Source organism: Actinoplanes sp. NPDC049316, from assembly GCF_040677315.1.
Classification (GTDB): Bacteria; Actinomycetota; Actinomycetes; order Mycobacteriales; family Micromonosporaceae; genus Actinoplanes.
Map to the genome: position 1 here is coordinate 55,229 of NZ_JBFAQM010000003.1, position 15,809 is coordinate 71,037.

Below are 15,809 nucleotides of genomic sequence, written 5' to 3' on the forward strand. Positions count from 1 at the left end.
GCACCCCTCTGTGTCAATGGTTGGTGAGAAGCGGTGTTCTAAGGTGGTCTTCGGCGGGTCCGGGAAGTGACTTCTCCGAAGTGTCGGCCTTGGGGTTCGGGTCGGCCGCGCTGGATTGCAGAGTCGCCCCCGCTTGTCCTCCCGGGCCCGTCCTGAGCCGTCTCGCGTCGGCGGCCATCTGCCGGTAGATGACGTCGGACAGCCGTCGTTTCAGTGCTCGCATCGCTTCCATCGTGGTCTTGCCTTCGGCGAGTTTGCGCCGGTAGTAGCGGCGACCTTCGGTGTCATTGCGCAGCTGGACGACGGCCATGATGTGCAGCACGCGGTTGATGCGCCGGTTGCCGGCCCGCGACAGCCGGTGTCGGTTCTGATCGCCGGATGATGCGTCGATCGGAGCGGTGCCGTTCCAGGACGCGAAGTGGCCGCGGCTGGTGAACCGGCTGACATCGCCGATGTCACCGATCAGACGGGCCGCCCCGGACGGGCCGATCCCGTGCAGTTTCTGCAGCTCACTGCCGGTGGAAGCGACCAGCTCGGTTAGCTCGGCGTTCGCGATCTTGATCTTCTTGTCGATGATGACGAGCTCGTGGATCAGTTCGGAAGCCAGCCAGCGGCGGGTCTTGCCGACCACGTCGCGGGGCCGGACGGTGTTGAGCAACGCCCGCGCCTGCTGGGCGGACAGGAACTTCTTCGCCCCGCCGGGCACCAGCTCGAGCAGCAGGTGGTGCAGCCTCGAAACGACCTCGGTGCGGGCACGACCGAGCTGATCACGGCGGTCGACGAGTAGCCGCAACGCCATGGTCGTGTCGTCGACAACGACCTGTCGCAGGTTAGAGGTGCGCAGGGCGACGACGGCGACGCTGTGCGCGTCGACCGGGTCGGTCTTGCGGCCCTGGCCGGTAGAGAAGACCCGGGCGCGGGCAGACAGCTTCGCCGGAACGTCCAGGACGGTTTCGCCATCGGCGACCAGGCGCTGGGCGACGTGCCTGCCGATGCCGTTGCAGCCCTCTACCGCCCACACCCGGTCGGTGTGTTTACGCCCGGCGGCGAGCATGGCCTGGTAGCCGTCGCTGTCCGTGCCGAACCGGCCCTTGTCCAGAACGCGTTCGCGCTGGTCGATGACCTCGATGGTGGCGGAACGTTTGTGCGGGTCTACGCCGATGACGACCTGGCCCATGCCGTTACTTCTCCCTCGATCCGACGATGTGGTCGACGGGAGGGCAGCGCTACTTTGAGCTGGGCATACCCCTCTTGAGCCACTCCGCGCCGCGGTGACCGGCAGGCGCATGCCATGAGTGAGTCACACCAGACCTGCGGTGGACAGCCGCAAGCGAGCGATCCCACCGGTCACCTCGACCAAGCCTGGCCGGGCTGCGGTCGTAGATCAATGAAACAAGTAGCCGCGGAGAGGGCGTGCAGTGCAGCCGTATCATCGCAAAGCGATGGTCAAGGGTGCGCTGTAGCGCCGGCTTGGTTGGGTGCCGAGGAGGAAGCGGGTCGTCATCGACGACTTCGACATTCGGTACTCGCTACGCCAGAGGGTGGCGGCAGTCGGGATGCTGGACGGGCCATCGGTCGCCCCTTCAGCACGGATCGAGTCAAGCGCAGTGTGCATGCGCTCGACATCCGGGTCACCGTGTTCGAATTGTCGTGCGAGATGGCGAAGTCGAGAATAAGTGCTGCTCTGGTCGTCGGGTGCGGGCGCGGTGGCTTGTGACAGCAGGTGGTTCGTGATGGCCAGCGGTGCCGTGTAAGCGTCGATGATGTGTTCGACGTTGTCGCGTTCGCGCTCCCAGACGAACGCGTCGCCGTGGGCATCAGCGATCAAGAAGTGGCACGAGCTGTACCGGGTGTAGTGCTTGGCGCCGTGCAGCGCCTCTCGCGCCTGTGCGGCGGTGTGACAACGGTCCAGCAGGAACCTCGGTAGCTGAGCCTCGTCCAGGCCTGCTTGGGGTGCGGTCGTCGGCCGGATCGTGTCGCCTTGGCCGTCGGCGAGTTCGACGACGCACAGGCCGGCCTCGTTGATGCCTTCCAGGCAGCTGCTCAGGTTGTTTCCGGTTATCGCCACGGAGGACAGTCCGCGGTCCGGGTGCATCTCGAGCACATATGGTCGGGCCAGGGCGGGAAGTCGCTGTCCGACCCGGGTGGCCGGCCCGGTTCCGATGACCGACGTATGAATGTCGAAGTTGCGCACGATCGTGGCCGGCGTTGTCGGCGATGGCGGGCACCACACCGCCGAACACCCGCCCGGTAGGGGCAGTCCATTGAGCTCATCGACGCACAGCGACGGGTCGTCGTCGGCGACGCCGAATGCCGCCGCCATTCCCCGGCAGCGTTCGTGATGTTCGGGCCAATTCGCTTCGAACCACCGTTTCCGAGCACGGCCGAGTACGGGGGGCACCGGGCACGGCACCGAACCGTACGCGTCGATCGCTGCGCGGGCGAGCGCGAAACCTATTTCGGCTTGCGTACCGCGGACGACCAGGTGAGAGACGACGGCGAAGTCACCGGGCCCGCCCGCGACGGTCGATATGCTGCCTGGTCCGGCGCCGTTGTCATATCGCACGTCAGTGATCCTCACACATCAGACTGGTCAACCAGGCGCTGCACCGAGCTGGTGCTCAGGTACAAACCCGCCAACGCGCGGATCTGCCGCCGATGACGGGCGTTTCATGCGGTCGGGGGCCGCCGCTCCAGGTCTCCAGGGCCTTACCGCGTGAGTTGAGGGCCGCGGCCGCGCCCACTCCTGATACCGCGGCCGTGGCGCGGGGTGTGCCGGGCGGGTCAGTCCCGGCTTCGGTTCTGCTCGCGCAGTTGGGCGAGCATCTGGGTCCAGGCCCGGGGCACGCCCAGGTCGAGGAATTCCGCCTTCAGCCCGGCGATCTTCTTCTCGCGATCCGCCAGCATCGTCTGCACCGCGGTGGTGATCTGGGAGATGAACCCGCGCTCGCCGAGGCGGGCGATCGTGCCGTCGGGGAAGTCGACGTCCCAGTAGAGGGCGCCCGTCGTGCGGACGGTGATGGAGCCGTCCGGGGAGGTGCCCGTGGCGACGACCTCGTTGAGGGCCTCGTGGTACGCGGCCTGCTCGGGGGTGCGTTCCGGCGGGCCGTCCGGTTCGGTGACGACGAGGAACGAGTGCCGGCGGCGTTCGTGCAGGTCGTCCTGGGAGCGCTGGAAGGCGATCCACATCGCCTGGCCCAGGCGGCTGAGCTGGTGGGCCAGGACCGCGTCGATGTAGCCGTCGAAGGCGCCGTAGCTGAAGGTGATGCGTATGTCCGTACCGTCGGTCGTGTCCGCCCAGATGTGGCCGTCCGGCGACGACGCCGAGATCTCGGGTCTGCGTTCCAGGTCCGGTCCGGTCATCATCCCCCCGTTTCGCCGGCCGCAGGCCCATCGGGCGGGCGGGCCGTTTCACGCGCTGAAAGAAGGACACGATAAGCGACCGTTGATTTCTTGTGTGACCGGCCGGGGCGGCGCGGGACGGCGTGATCCGGGACGGCGGGCCCGTGCGGACATGTGTTAGGAACTTGCCATGAGACGTACGGCGCGAGCAATGGCTGCCACATTCATCGCGGTGGCGACGCTCGGCTTTCCTCATGCCGCGTTCGCCGACGGGGCGGTGGCGACCCCGGTGGCCGGCACCGGCTCCGCGGGGTATTCCGGCGACGGCGGTCCCGCCACCGCGGCGACCCTCGACCAGCCGAGCGGGCTGGCCGTCGGGCCCGACCGGACCGTGTACGTGGCCGACACCGCGAACGGGGTGGTCCGCGCCATCGCACCGGACGGTGTGATCAGCACGGTCGTCGGCAAGGGCCGGGCGGCGCAGGGATCGCGGGAGGTGCCCGTACCCTCCGGAGCGCAGGTACCCGCCGCCGACGTCACGTTGCGCAACCCGGCAGGCCTTGCCGTGGGTGCGACGGGGGCGGTGTACATCGGTGACAGCGGGAACGCCCGCATCCTCTCGCTGTCGGCAGGGCAGGTGCGCCTGGTCGCCGGCGGGAACGGGCCGGGGTTCTCCGGTGACGGCGGGCCCGCGACCGACGCCCAGGTGCGCGACGTGAGCGGAATCGACGTCGACAGCGCCGGCGCCGTCATCTTCGGCGATCTGCGGAACTACCGCGTCCGGCGGGTCGGTGCCGACGGTGTCATCAGCACGCTGATCGGCAGCGGTGACGTCGGGCTGCTGGCGGGCGGTGAGGCCACGTCGTTCACGTTCCCGTACGCGCCGATCTCCACGGCGGCGGGGGCCGACGGCACCCGCTGGGTCGCCAGCACCCTGCTGTACGTGTTGTCCGGCAAGCAGATGCGCACCGTGGTCCGTGACGGCGACAGTCGGTGGTCGCTGTCGGATAACCAGAGCGCGACGATCCCCGCCGGCGCGTGGCAGGGCAACGTCTACGTCGCCGCGACGAGCAATGCCGTCTACGTTTCGGCCGACGACGGTCTGTTCCGGTTCCACCCCGACGGCCGGGTGGAGACGGTTCTCGCCACGCCCTCGTTCGTGGGCCCGCTGACCATGGTGGACGACCAGGTCGGATATGTGGCTGACGTGCGCGGCAACAGGGTGTACAAGCTGGCACTGCCCGCGATCTCGGGTGCCGACGTCCCGGCGGAGAGCACCTGGTGGCGGCAATGGTGGACGGTGACGCTGGGGATCGTGCTGGTCCTCGCGCTGATCGTGGTGGTGCTGCTGGTGTCCCGCCGCGGGGCCCGTCGATGACGAGCTCGCGGGACCCGCTGACTGATGACGGAGGTGATGGTGATGGGTGACGTCACCGGAGGTGACCTGTTCGCGCTGTGGCGGGTGTCTGAGGCGCTGCTGCCCCGCGTCGCGGACGTGTACTACGACGCGAACCGCCTCGTGGAGGCGGACGGCAGCGCGGCCGGCCTGACCTTCGCCCTGACCATGTGGAACACGCTCAAGGACGAACTTCAGGACATGTACGCAGACATCGGCGGCGTGGTCATGGACGGCGCCACCGGCGTCCGCGAGGCGCGGCTCGCGTACGAGGCCACGGACAGTGACGCGGCGGGGGAACTGCAGGTGATCCTCAAGGATCCGTACCGGAACTCCCCGGATCCCGCGGTCGCGCCGCCCGCACCGGGTTCCGAGGACGACCCCAACGGGCCGCTCGTCCCGTCTCGGCAGGGCGGAGGGTCCTGACCGTCGCGTCAGCGGCGGTGATCAGCCGTCGACCGGCGGCACCAGCACAAACGGTTGTTCACGAGGGGGCCGAGAACTGTGGGTAACGCCGACACGCCAGCCGCGTACGCGAACGCGCAATACGTGCCCGCCTTGAAACAGAAGGCGGAGAAGCTGCGTCAGGAGTTCGTCCGGCAGACGCTGAAGGATCTGGACTCCTACCTCGCCGCGCTGCTGGAGGAGTACAACAAGGCCAACCCGGACAAGCCGGCCACCACCGTCACGAGCGGCGGCTTCTCCGTCATCGTGCAGAACGGCCCGGGGCTGCCGGACAGCGAGATCTACCTGACCGACGCGCAGGTCAAGCAATGGCAGGACGCCATTCAGAACGAGCATTACGCCTGGGTCGTCCCGACGTTCGAGGGGTATCTGACGCCCGACCCCGACGAGGCCAACCCGGCCATCGACGCGCTCGACCAGATCGCGCAGATGTTCGGCGGACCCACGGCCGAGCAGAACGGCCTGGGCAACCGGGATCTCGGCCTCGCCGGCCTCAAGACGGTACGCGAGGAGATGACGCAGCACTGGGAGGGCGCCTTCCAGCAGACCTTCCTCACCAACTTCGTCGCTCCGCTCGAGAACGGGGAGGCATGTCAGGCTGCGGCGGCTCGCCTGTCGAAGGAGATCCTGGAGGCCAACAAGATCAGTAAGATCGCCCAGCGCAAGGCAGTCCTCGATCTGATCGACAAGGCTCTCGAAGCGCTGGGGGATCTCGGCGCGGGCGGCAAATCGTCGAAGGAGTACGCCTGGAGCACGCTGGTCGGCATCGCCGCAGGTACGCTGCTCGCCGCCACGGGCGGCACCATCGCCGTGTGGGTGGGCGCCGTGATCATCTCGTCGAGCACCCTGGCGCAGGGCCTGTCGGTGGGCTCGGACGCCAAGAAGGTCGACGTCGGCGGCGCCACCGCCCAGGAGGTCGCGGTGGCGGTGCAGCGGGCGCTGCGAAACCAGAACGAGAAGTTCGTCGAAGACGAGACGAAGGTGGCCGACGCCCTGACGGAGCTGCGCAACGGCATCGCCGCCGGCCGTCAGGTGATCGGCCAGCTGGGCGTGAACCGCCCCAACCTCTACGGCGCGAGCTCCCAGGACGTGCACCGCGGCCTGACGCCGGCCGGCTGAACGGAACCGATCACCTCCAGGTGAACAAACAGCGCCCTGCTGGCGTGGGCCGCTCAGCGAACGTCGAGTCGCACGCGCCGGGGCGCCTATCTGCCGACAACAGTGCGCAGGTCGAAGGCCGACGACGCGCCTTCTGCCGCTGGATCAGCACTTGGCAGACTTGCGGCGTGACGGCCTCCACCCCGCAGCGCGACGTCATCGGCTACGTCGCCACACGTGTTATCGACCTCGAGGGCGACTACCTGCGTATCGCTGTCGACGGCGTAGACGGTTCCGGGAAGACTGCCTTCGCGGAAAGAATTGCCGCAGCCATACGCGTACTCGGTCGTCCAGTCGTGCGGATATCACTGGACGACTTCCATAACGTGCGATCAATCCGTTATCGACAGGGGCGGGACTCGCCCGACGGATTCTGGCAGGACTCGTACAACTACGCACGCTTCCACCACGACGTCCTGGACCCGTTCAGCCCCGGTGGAAGCCGGAGATACCGGCCGGCAGCTCATGACGTTGAGACCGACGCCGTGCTCCACGTCGAGCCGCGCGTCGCCGAGCCAGGTGCGATCCTCGTGGTGGACGGGCTGTTCCTCCACAGGAAGGAGCTCGTCGCCCAGTGGGATCTATCCGTTTTCCTCGATGTGCCGTTCGAGGTGACCGCCAAACGCATGGCTGTTCGTGACGGGACAAGTCCTGACCCGAATCATCCCAGCATGCACCGCTACGTCGAGGGTCAACGCATCTATTTCCGAACCTGCTCTCCGCATCAGCGCGCTTCGATTGTCATTGACAACCAGGACTTCGACGCGCCGCGGATTCTCCGCGGGATGACGCACTGATCTGCCGCCGATAAGGAACGATCGGCGGCGTTCATAGGGCGTTGGTCTGCCGCCTCGATGCGGAGTTTGGTACGGGCGCGAGCAGCGGAAAGTCCCGGTAGACGCTGCCCGATCGCCCGTCTCTGCAGCACCGGGATTGCAGCCACCCGGAGTCTAGAACCTCAGAACGGTGCAGCCATCGGCCTAGCGGACCCCATCAGGCGGTTCCACGGCTCATCCGCATCTCCGGCGCACAAGGCGCGTGCAGGCCGACGCCGGCCACGTCGGTTGTCTGGTCAGGATCAGCCGCCCGAGGTGTGCGCCTTCGAGGTCACGCCAGTTGAATCGCCAGAACCCGACGAATGACTCCTGAGCAGGAGAAACGCGGTTCTTGTCTGCCACGCATCGGCGCGGCTGGCGCCGGGGCCGGCCATGCGTGACGCCATCTCGCCTGGTGCCGGGGCCGGCCCAGCTCCTCGCCGCGTCTCGCGGCCGGCCCGGACGGCCGGGTGATTGACCCAAGATCGGCTGGGTAAGGGGGCGCCATGAGCGGTGAACACCACGACCGGAGGACCCGCGCCGCGGACCTGATGCACCTGAACGCGATGGTGCTGGAGGAGACCGAGCAGAGCCTGCACGTCAGCGCCGACGAACGCCCCGGCCCCGCGGGGGAGCGGCTGCACCGGCTTGCCGACGCGATGACGGAGACTGCCGGCGACATCGCCGAACGCGCCCGCGGGCTGTCGGATGAGGTGAAGAAGCGCGGCACATCTGGCTGACCGCCCGTCACATGCCGCGCGTCAGCGACTCGCGGACGTGGCCGCGTGCCTGATGGATCCGTGACTTCACGGTGCCCTCGGGGAGGCCGAGCTGCCCGGCGATCTCCCGGTAGTCGAGCTGGCAGAGGTCACGCAGCACCATCGGCGCCACCCAGTCCGGCCGGTACGCCTCCAGCCGTTCCAGCGCGTCCAGCAGATCCAGGCGTGAGCCGGCGATGACGCTGGTGGTACGGGCGTCGGCCACGTCCACCGGCGGGACGTCGTACGCCTGCTCGGCGGAGCGCCGCTTCAGTGACCGGTACGTCTGCCGTGCGCTGTTGGCGACGACCACGTGCAGCCACGTCGAGAACTTCGACCGCCCCTCGAACCGGTGGATCGTGCGGGCCACCTGCAGCAGCACGTCCTGGCAGCTCTCCTCGGCGTCCTGCGGACAGGGCAGGAACCGTGAACACCGGCGCAGCACGCCGGGCCGGATGTGGGCGAGCAGCGCGTCCAGCGCCGCCGCGTCCCCGGCCGCCGCACGGTGGGCCAGGTCTTCCTGAAGATCGTCTTGCACCGTAGGTCCCCCGTCGCACGCCGTGCGGTTTGTGAATAATACGTTCGTGTCAATACCTGCGAGGATCGGCCGCTACCGGGTCACGCGGCGGCTGGGCGCGGGCGCCTTCGCCACGGTGTGGCTGGCCGAGGACGACGTGCTCGAGGCGCAGGTGGCGATCAAGGTGCTGGCCGACAACTGGGCACACCACCACGACGTGCGCGCCCGCTTCGAGCAGGAGGCGCGGATTCTGCGCCTGGCCGACTCGGAGCTGCTGGTCCGCGTCCACGACTTCGGCGAACTGCCGGACGGGCGCCCGTACCAGGTGATGACCTATGCGGACAGCGGCAGCCTGGCGGAGCGGCTCGCCGGCGGCCCGATGCCGATCGGTACGGCGTTGCGCACCGCCGCCGACATCGCTGCGGCCGTGACGTGCTGCACGACTCCGGCGTGCTGCACCGTGACCTGAAGCCGTCCAATGTGCTCTTCAGCACGGTCCGCGGCCGCCAGCGGGTGCTTGTCGCGGACCTCGGCCTCGCCAAGAGCATCGCGCACGCCTCCGGTTTCACCGTGGTCGCCGGCACCCCCGGTTACATGGCGCCGGAGCAGGCGGTGCCGGGTGGCGGCATCGATGTGCGTACCGACGTCCACGCGCTGGGGGCGCTGACGTACCACATGCTGACCGGGCGGCCACCGCACGCGGCCCTCACACCGCCGTCCCGGCTGCGCCCCGGTATCCCTCGCCAGGTCGATCACATCGTCCTCCGCGCGCTGGAGAGGGACCGGCAGCGGCGCTGGGCCTCGGCACAGACGTACGCCTCGGCCCTGCACGCCGCCACCGGCCCGGACCGCCGCCGGACCCGCGTGCTGCGCGTCCTGCGCCGTACCGTGGCGTCGGCCGCCGTCCTGGCCCTGCTCGCACTGCTCGGCGCCGCGGCACCCACGGCCGGATGGGTGCGGGTCACCGACTCCACCGGCGCGCTGTCCGTCGCGGTGCCCCGGGACTGGGCGTCGCAGCTGCGCGACAGCGGCTGGGAGCCGGCGGCCGTCGGACTGGCCGAGGGCCGCCGGCCCGGCCTGCTGGTCGGCGCCGATCTGGGCGCCTGGGCAGACCCGCTCAGCCCTGCCCCCGGTGTCTTCGCCGGGCTGAGCGCCACGATGGCGGGAGGATCCGCGCCGCCGCGTGCGCCCGCCCACGGCCGCTGCCGGCCCGGCCCGGACCGCCCGGTGGGCGTGGCGGACTCGAGGGGCCGGGTTCGGCGTTGGACGGAGTGCGGCGGCACGACGGTCTCCTACAGCGAGGTGGTGCTGGCCGCTGGGACGGCCGACGTCGTCTACGTGCAGGTCAAGCAGGTGGGGCCGGACGACCGCACCGACGAGGTGCTGCGCAGCCTGCGGCTGCGCCGGCCGTGACCCGCTACTCCACGCACTTCTGACCCTTGAGCGACAGGTCCACGGAGGTGACCCTCGCGTCCTTGACGTCGATGCGGTACTTGGCCTGCCCGTTGCCCGGCGTTACCGCCCAGCCGTATCCGTTGTCGCCGCCGCCCAGGACCTCCTCCCAGTCCGGGTACGCCCGCTGCACCGCACTCATCGAGCTCCCCAGCCGGATGCCCTCCGGGGTCCGCACGCTGCCGTACATGTCGATGTTGGACAGGCCCAGTCCCGGCGTGAAAAAGACTGTCGCGGTGGTGCCCCGCACCTTCGCAATGCCGCAGCTCCCGGTGAAGTCCTCGACCCTGTACCCCTGGATCATCCCCGTGGCCTCCGCCTGCTCACGCGTCATACCCAGCCTCAGGGCGCCCAGCCCGAACGGACCGAGCACCCGCGGCGCGGTGGCCGTCCGCGCCGGCTGCGAGCCGGCCGGGGACGCGGTCGTCGGCGAGGGGGAGGGAGGCGCCGGCGTCCGGGACGGTGTCGCGCTGGGCGTGGCCGTCCCCGGTGCCGCCGGGGCAGAGGAGGAGGGCGGCTCCCCGGCCGGAGCGGCGATCCCGCCCGTCTGTTCCACGCCGTTCGTGCACCCCGTCATCAGCGCCATGCCGAGTGCCGCCCCCATGATCGCGATCGCCCGCACTGTCGTCATCCTTCCCCCGCATGATCGTGCTGTCCTTTGGTGCGATGCCGGGTTCCCGGCGCCGGTTCTGGACATCCGGTCACGGGACCATAACGACCGCAGGCGGGGTCGCTGCGCGGCGGACGTCGCCAGGGCGGGACGCGGCCGGCCGCCTCCGTCGCCGCTGCGTCCGGGACGCCTTCGGGCCCGTCGGGGCCGGGCCGCCGTGTTGACGATCTCCGCTGTGCTCCGGCCGCGTGCGGACCGGTGAGATCCACGTCAGGGAAGCGCCGATGCGGAATCGTTGCTCCATGGCAAGGACTTGCGCTCTACAGTGCTGAGCGATGCAGATGCCGCCGCTCGTCATCGCCGAGCATCCCGCCGACGGTGGGATGGTCTGTCTGGCCGTCTCGGGTGAGCTGGACCTGGCGAGCGCCGAGGATCTGGAAGAGGCGGTGGCCGTCGCGGCCGGGCGGGCGGGCGTCCGCGAGGTGTGCATCGAGCTGTCCGGCGTGACGTTCCTGGACGCGGCCGGCATCGCGGCCCTCATCCGTGCCCGCGCGGCGGCGATGGCGGCGAACGTCCTTGTACGCGCGAACGGTGCGCGCGGTGTGGCGGCACGGGTCCTGGCGGTGACCGGCGTGGGGGAGTGGCTCGGCAGCCGCTGAGGCCCATCCACCGCCGCGTCGACGGACTCGCCGGGAGCGGGAGCGGCCCACGGCGGCCGGCTGGGCAGGAGGCGCGATAAGCCCGGGCCCGGGGAGCCCGGCAGGCCCGCCCGGCTCCCCGGTCGAATGGTCCCGGGTGCCGGGCCGGATGCTCGCGGATGCCATGCCCCGGGCGATTGCCCGGGACGGTCCGGGCGATGCGCCCGGGGAAGCCGCGGCGATGCGCCCGGGGCGGCCGGGTCAGCCGGCGGTGAGTTCCGTGCGCAGCTTCGTCAGGGACCGGGCGATCAGCCGGCTGATGTGCATCTGGGAGACCCCGATCTTCGCCGCGATCTCCGACTGGGTCAGGTTGCCGAAGAAGCGCAGCGACAGGATCGTGCGTTCGCGCTCGTCGAGGGTTGCCAGCGCCGGACCCAGGGCGATGCGCAGCTCGGCCAGCTGCATCTCGTGGTCGTCCTCGCCGAGCGTGTCGCCCAGTGAGGTGGCGCCGTCCTCGGTGACGGGGGTCGACAGGCTGGCCGCGCTGTACGCCCGGGCTCCCTCGAGGCCCTCGAGCACCTCCTCCTCGGTGGTGTTCAGGTGGGCCGCGATGTCGGCGACCGTGGGTGAACGACCCAGGGTCTGGGTGAGGGCGTTGCCGGCCTCCGTGATGGCCATGCGCAGCTCCTGCATGCGCCGGGGCACGCGCACCGACCAGGTGCGGTCGCGGAAGTGGCGGCGGATCTCGCCGAGGATCGTCGGGATCGCGAAGCCGGCGAACTCGACGCCGCGGGTGGGGTCGAAGCGGTCGATCGCCTTGATCAGGCCGACCGTCGCCGTCTGCAGCAGGTCGTCGTCGGGCTCGCCGCGGCCGCTGTAGCGGTGGGCCAGGTGCTGGGCGAGCGGCAGCCAGGCCCGCACCGCCTCGTCGCGCAGGGCCGCCCGCCGGGGGCCGGCCGGGGTGTCCGCCATGTCCCGCAGCAGGGTCGTGCCGCTCTCGGGTACGCGCGTCTTCGTCATCGTCATCGTGATTCCTCTCGCCGAGCGCGTTGTGTACCCGCCTCACCCCACGATAAACGACGCAGCGACCGACGCAACTCGCATCGGTTGAGATGTGGATAACCGGGTACGCGTCAGCGATGACCGTGAACGCGAGCGTGACCTTCGTCGGCAATGCCACGACCGTGCTGCGGCTGGGCGGCTTCACCCTGCTCACCGACCCGGCGTTCGGGCCCGCGGGCAGCCGGGTGTACCTGGGCAAGGGCGCGTGGACGAAACGGGTGAAGGATCCGGCGCTGGACGTCCTCGACGTGCGGGCGCTGGACGCCGTACTCCTGTCTCACCTGCACGGCGACCACTTCGACAAGGAGGCGCGTCGCGATCTGCCGTACGAAACGCCCATCGTGACCACCCCGCAGGCGCAGCGCCGGTTGCGGCGCTCGCGATTCGGCGAGGTCCGGGGGTTGCCGACGTGGGAGACGCACGAGTGGGCGCGCGGCGGGGACCGGCTGCGGGTGACCGCGGTGCCGGGGCGGCACGGGCCGGGGCCCGTCGACCGGCTGCTGCCGGACGTCATGGGCTCGGTGGTGGAACTCGAGACGGACAACCGCACCCGGCTGCGGCTCTATGTAACCGGCGACACGCTCTATGGCTCGCACCTGGCGGACATCCCGCGCCGCTGCGGCGAGATCGACGCGATGCTCATCCACCTCGGCGGCACCCGGCTGCTCGGCATGCTGCTGACCATGGACGACAAGCAGGGGGTGGCCACGACGAAGCTGATCCGGCCGGGGCTGACCATCCCGATCCACAACGACGACTACAAGGTGCAGAAGACGCCGCTGGAGCACTACCTGCGGCGGGCGCGCGAGGAGGGGCTGACCGGCGTACGGCCGATCACCCGCGGGGCCACGCTGGAGCTGCCGGTCCGGGTGTGAGCGCGCGATATCGTGATCACGTGACCGCTGTCGACGCCGTGACCGCCGCCGGGATCGAGCACCGAGTGGTCCGGCACGGGCCGGTCGGCAGCGTCGCCGAGGCCGCCGCCGCCCAGGGCGTCGAGGTCCGCGACCTCGTCAAGACCCTGGTGGTACGCCGGTCCGCCGACGACTACCTGTTCGTGCTGGTCCCGGGTGACCGGCAGATCTCCTGGCCGAAGCTGCGCGCGCTGCTCGGGGTGAGCCGCCTGTCGATGCCCGACGCCGCGACGGCCAAGGAGGCCACCGGTTACGAGCGGGGGACCATCACGCCGTTCGGGTCGGCCCGCCCGTGGCCGGTGATCGCCGACGAGCGCGTCCGGGGGCGCACGATCAGCCTCGGCGCCGGCGAGCGTGGCGTGGCGCTGCAGGTCCCGGCCGACGCGGCGGTGTCCGCGCTCGGCGGCACGTACGCGGACGTGACCGATCCGGAGGTCAGCCGGCGACGATGACCTCGGTGCCGCTGCGCCGGATCGCGTCGACGCCGGCCGCGTCCGCGCTGGAGTCGGTGACCAGCGTCGCCACGTCCGTGATGGCGCAGATGCCGGCCAGGCACACCTTGCCCACCTTGGAGCCGTCGGCGACCACGATGACGCGGTCGGCGCGGCGGATCATCGTGGCGTTGGTGTTGGCCTCGATCTCGTCGTGGGTGGTGAGGCCGCCGCGGGCGCTGATGCCGTCGACACCGACGACCGCGACCTCCATGTTGAGCCCGGCGAGGGCCTGGTCGGCGATGGGGCCGACCAGCTCGTACGACTGGGTGCGGGACACGCCGCCGGTCATGATGAGCTTGAGCCGGGGGCGCAGCGCGAGCTCGGACGCGATGTTGAGCGCGTTGGTCACCACGGTCAGGTCGACGCGTTCGGCGAGCAGCCGGGCCAGCAGGTGCGTGGTGGTGCCGCCGGTGAGGCCCAGCGTCAGCGGCCCCTTCGGCAGGATGTCGGCGACCTTGCGCGCCACGAGCGCCTTCTCCTCGCGGTGCTGGCCGACCCGGTAGCGCACCGGAAGCTCGTACGCGACGTCGACCGCGACCGCGCCGCCGTGGGTGCGCGAGAGCAGCCGCTGGTCCTCGAGCGCCTGCAGGTCGCGGCGGATCGTGGCGGGGGAGACCCGGAACTCGCCGGCGAGGTGGCCGGCGTCGACGGAGCCGTGGCTGGCCACACGCTCCAGAATGGCCGACACGCGGTCGGCGCGGCGCAGGGTGCTGGGTGCCATCGCGCCCTTCTTCGAGGTGTATTGATCAAACGCGCAGTCACTGTAGTTCGTTTCCAAGCGATTGACCAGATTTCCTTGCGCGCTTAGGGCGCAACGCCAAGAATCCCGCCATGACAGTGATCGCTTTCCTCGGCGCCGGCAGCGTCGTGTTCACCCGTGAGCTGCTGGCGGACATCCTCTCCTTCGACGAGCTGCGCGGCGTGACTCTCGCGCTGCACGACATCGACCCCGAGCGGCTGGAGACCGCCGAGGCGATCGCGCGGCGTACCGCGGAGCAGCTCGGCGCGCAGCCGCGGATCACCACGAGCCTGGACCGGCGCGTGGCGCTCGACGGCGCGGACTTCGTCGTCAACGCCATCCAGGTCGGCATGCACGCGGCGACCGTGCGCGACTTCGAGATCCCCGCGAAGTACGGCCTGCGCCAGACCATCGCGGACACCCTGGGCATCGGCGGCATCTTCCGCGCGCTGCGGACCTTCCCGGTGCTGGAAGCGATCGCGCGGGACATGCGCGAGCTGTGCCCGGACGCCTGGTTCCTCAACTACACGAACCCGATGGCGATGAACGTCGGCTTCCTGGCGGCCGTCGCGCCCGACCTCAAGGCGGTCGGGCTGTGCCACTCGGTGTTCTGGACGGTGCACGATCTCTGCAAGCTGCTCGGCGTGCCGCTGGACGAGGTGGACTACAGCGCGGCGGGAGTGAACCACCAGGCCTGGCTGCTGCGGTGGGAACACCGCGGCGAGAGCCTCTACCCGCGCCTGGACGAGCGCCTGGAGAAGGACCCCGAGCTGCGGCGACGGGTACGGATGGACATGTACCGCCGGCTCGGTTACTTCCCGACGGAGACGAGCGAGCACTCCAGCGAGTACGTGCCCTGGTACCTGCGGCACGACGAGGAGATCGAGCGGCTGCGCATCCCGGTCGGCGACTACCTGCGGATCAGCGCGGACAACGTGGCCGAGTACCACGCCACCCGCGCGTCCGTGCTCGCCGGTGAGCCGCTCGACGTCAGCCGCGACGCCACCGAGTACGCCCCGCAGATCATCCACAGCATCACCACCGGCACGCTGCGGCGCGTGCACGGCAACGTCGCCAACCGGGGCCTGATCGCCAACCTGCCCGAGGGGTACGCCGTGGAGGTGCCGTGCATCGTGGACGGCCTGGGCGTACGCCCGGAGCGGGTCGGTGAGCTGCCGTTGCAGTGCGCGGCCCTCAACCGGTCGTTCGTGAGCGTGGGCCAGCTGACGGTGCGGGCGGCGGTGACCGGCGATCCGCGCATGGTCCGGCAGGCCGCCATGGCCGACCCGAACACCGCCGCCACCCTGCCGGTGGAGCGCATCTGGGAGCTGTGCGACGAGCTCACCGCCGCGCACGGCGACCTGATCCCGGCGGCGCTGCGCGGCTGACGCGCACTACGGAATGCTCGTTTGTACGCGAGACCTTGTGATGCGAAAACAAACGAGCATA

General features: G+C 70.1%; 16 protein-coding genes and 1 pseudogene. 10 read left to right on the forward strand and 7 right to left on the reverse strand.

Translation table 11 applies throughout. The annotated features are described in order from the left end of the window. Positions 1 to 13: 13 nt before the first annotated feature. The 3 genes from AB0K03_RS05525 to AB0K03_RS05535 form a co-directional block, all read right to left on the reverse strand. A complete protein-coding gene (locus tag AB0K03_RS05525) occupies positions 14 to 1,177 on the reverse strand; it encodes an IS110 family transposase (protein WP_364680894.1) in 1,164 nt (387 codons plus the stop codon). A 252-nt stretch (positions 1,178 to 1,429) separates the two neighbouring features. Then, positions 1,430 to 2,566 carry a carcinine hydrolase/isopenicillin-N N-acyltransferase family protein gene (locus AB0K03_RS05530; RefSeq protein WP_364680897.1) on the reverse strand — a complete coding sequence of 379 codons (1,137 nt, stop codon included), beginning with the start codon at positions 2,564 to 2,566 and terminating at the stop codon, positions 1,430 to 1,432. A gap of 218 nt (positions 2,567 to 2,784) precedes the next feature. Then, positions 2,785 to 3,363 carry a hypothetical protein gene (locus AB0K03_RS05535; protein WP_364680900.1) on the reverse strand — a complete coding sequence of 193 codons (579 nt, stop codon included), beginning with the start codon at positions 3,361 to 3,363 and terminating at the stop codon, positions 2,785 to 2,787. Between the two features lie 190 nt (positions 3,364 to 3,553). On the opposite strand from AB0K03_RS05535, the gene AB0K03_RS05540 reads away from it, so the two are divergent. The 5 genes from AB0K03_RS05540 to AB0K03_RS05560 all read left to right on the forward strand — a co-directional run bounded on the left by AB0K03_RS05540 (position 3,554) and on the right by AB0K03_RS05560 (position 7,916). Continuing rightward, on the forward strand, positions 3,554 to 4,720 hold the full coding sequence (locus AB0K03_RS05540) for a hypothetical protein (protein WP_364680903.1): 1,167 nt from the start codon (positions 3,554 to 3,556) through the stop codon (positions 4,718 to 4,720). A gap of 42 nt (positions 4,721 to 4,762) precedes the next feature. Continuing rightward, entirely contained in the window at positions 4,763 to 5,164 is a 402-nt protein-coding gene (locus AB0K03_RS05545) for a hypothetical protein (protein WP_364680906.1), read from the forward strand. Between the two features lie 78 nt (positions 5,165 to 5,242). Continuing rightward, complete coding sequence (locus AB0K03_RS05550; protein ID WP_364680908.1) at positions 5,243 to 6,322, forward strand: hypothetical protein; 1,080 nt, start codon at positions 5,243 to 5,245, stop codon at positions 6,320 to 6,322. A gap of 20 nt (positions 6,323 to 6,342) precedes the next feature. Then, positions 6,343 to 7,158 carry a uridine kinase gene (locus AB0K03_RS05555; protein WP_364680910.1) on the forward strand — a complete coding sequence of 272 codons (816 nt, stop codon included), beginning with the start codon at positions 6,343 to 6,345 and terminating at the stop codon, positions 7,156 to 7,158. A 524-nt stretch (positions 7,159 to 7,682) separates the two neighbouring features. After that, the gene (locus tag AB0K03_RS05560) at positions 7,683 to 7,916 is read left to right on the forward strand and encodes a hypothetical protein (protein ID WP_364680912.1); all 234 of its coding nucleotides are present in this window, start codon (positions 7,683 to 7,685) and stop codon (positions 7,914 to 7,916) included. A 7-nt stretch (positions 7,917 to 7,923) separates the two neighbouring features. Here AB0K03_RS05560 and AB0K03_RS05565 read toward each other — a convergent pair whose 3' ends face one another. Beyond that, on the reverse strand, positions 7,924 to 8,472 hold the full coding sequence (locus AB0K03_RS05565; RefSeq protein WP_364680915.1) for a sigma-70 family RNA polymerase sigma factor: 549 nt from the start codon (positions 8,470 to 8,472) through the stop codon (positions 7,924 to 7,926). A gap of 136 nt (positions 8,473 to 8,608) precedes the next feature. Here AB0K03_RS05565 and AB0K03_RS05570 point away from each other — a divergent pair. Further along, positions 8,609 to 9,864: pseudogene (locus AB0K03_RS05570) on the forward strand (serine/threonine-protein kinase). 4 nt (positions 9,865 to 9,868) lie between these two features. On the opposite strand, the gene AB0K03_RS05575 reads toward AB0K03_RS05570, so the two are convergent. Further along, entirely contained in the window at positions 9,869 to 10,534 is a 666-nt protein-coding gene (locus tag AB0K03_RS05575) for a hypothetical protein (RefSeq protein ID WP_364680916.1), read from the reverse strand. Positions 10,535 to 10,848: 314 nt separating this feature from the next. On the opposite strand from AB0K03_RS05575, the gene AB0K03_RS05580 reads away from it, so the two are divergent. After that, positions 10,849 to 11,172, forward strand: coding sequence for an STAS domain-containing protein (locus AB0K03_RS05580; RefSeq protein ID WP_364680919.1), 324 nt, complete (start codon positions 10,849 to 10,851; stop codon positions 11,170 to 11,172). A 240-nt stretch (positions 11,173 to 11,412) separates the two neighbouring features. On the opposite strand, the gene AB0K03_RS05585 is transcribed toward AB0K03_RS05580, so the two are convergent. After that, entirely contained in the window at positions 11,413 to 12,171 is a 759-nt protein-coding gene (locus AB0K03_RS05585) for a SigB/SigF/SigG family RNA polymerase sigma factor (RefSeq protein ID WP_364681717.1), read from the reverse strand. A 119-nt stretch (positions 12,172 to 12,290) separates the two neighbouring features. Here AB0K03_RS05585 and AB0K03_RS05590 point away from each other — a divergent pair, with 119 nt between their 5' ends. Then, the gene (locus AB0K03_RS05590; RefSeq protein ID WP_364680921.1) at positions 12,291 to 13,088 is read left to right on the forward strand and encodes an MBL fold metallo-hydrolase; all 798 of its coding nucleotides are present in this window, start codon (positions 12,291 to 12,293) and stop codon (positions 13,086 to 13,088) included. Between the two features lie 20 nt (positions 13,089 to 13,108). Continuing rightward, positions 13,109 to 13,579, forward strand: coding sequence for a YbaK/EbsC family protein (locus AB0K03_RS05595; RefSeq protein WP_364680922.1), 471 nt, complete (start codon positions 13,109 to 13,111; stop codon positions 13,577 to 13,579). Here AB0K03_RS05595 and AB0K03_RS05600 read toward each other — a convergent pair. Then, positions 13,563 to 14,342, reverse strand: coding sequence for a DeoR/GlpR family DNA-binding transcription regulator (locus tag AB0K03_RS05600; RefSeq protein ID WP_364680925.1), 780 nt, complete (start codon positions 14,340 to 14,342; stop codon positions 13,563 to 13,565). The two genes, AB0K03_RS05595 and AB0K03_RS05600, sit on opposite strands and share 17 nt — an antisense overlap. A 110-nt stretch (positions 14,343 to 14,452) precedes the next feature. On the opposite strand from AB0K03_RS05600, the gene AB0K03_RS05605 reads away from it, so the two are divergent. Next, the gene (locus tag AB0K03_RS05605; protein WP_364680928.1) at positions 14,453 to 15,748 is read left to right on the forward strand and encodes an alpha-glucosidase/alpha-galactosidase; all 1,296 of its coding nucleotides are present in this window, start codon (positions 14,453 to 14,455) and stop codon (positions 15,746 to 15,748) included. Positions 15,749 to 15,809: the final 61 nt, after the last annotated feature.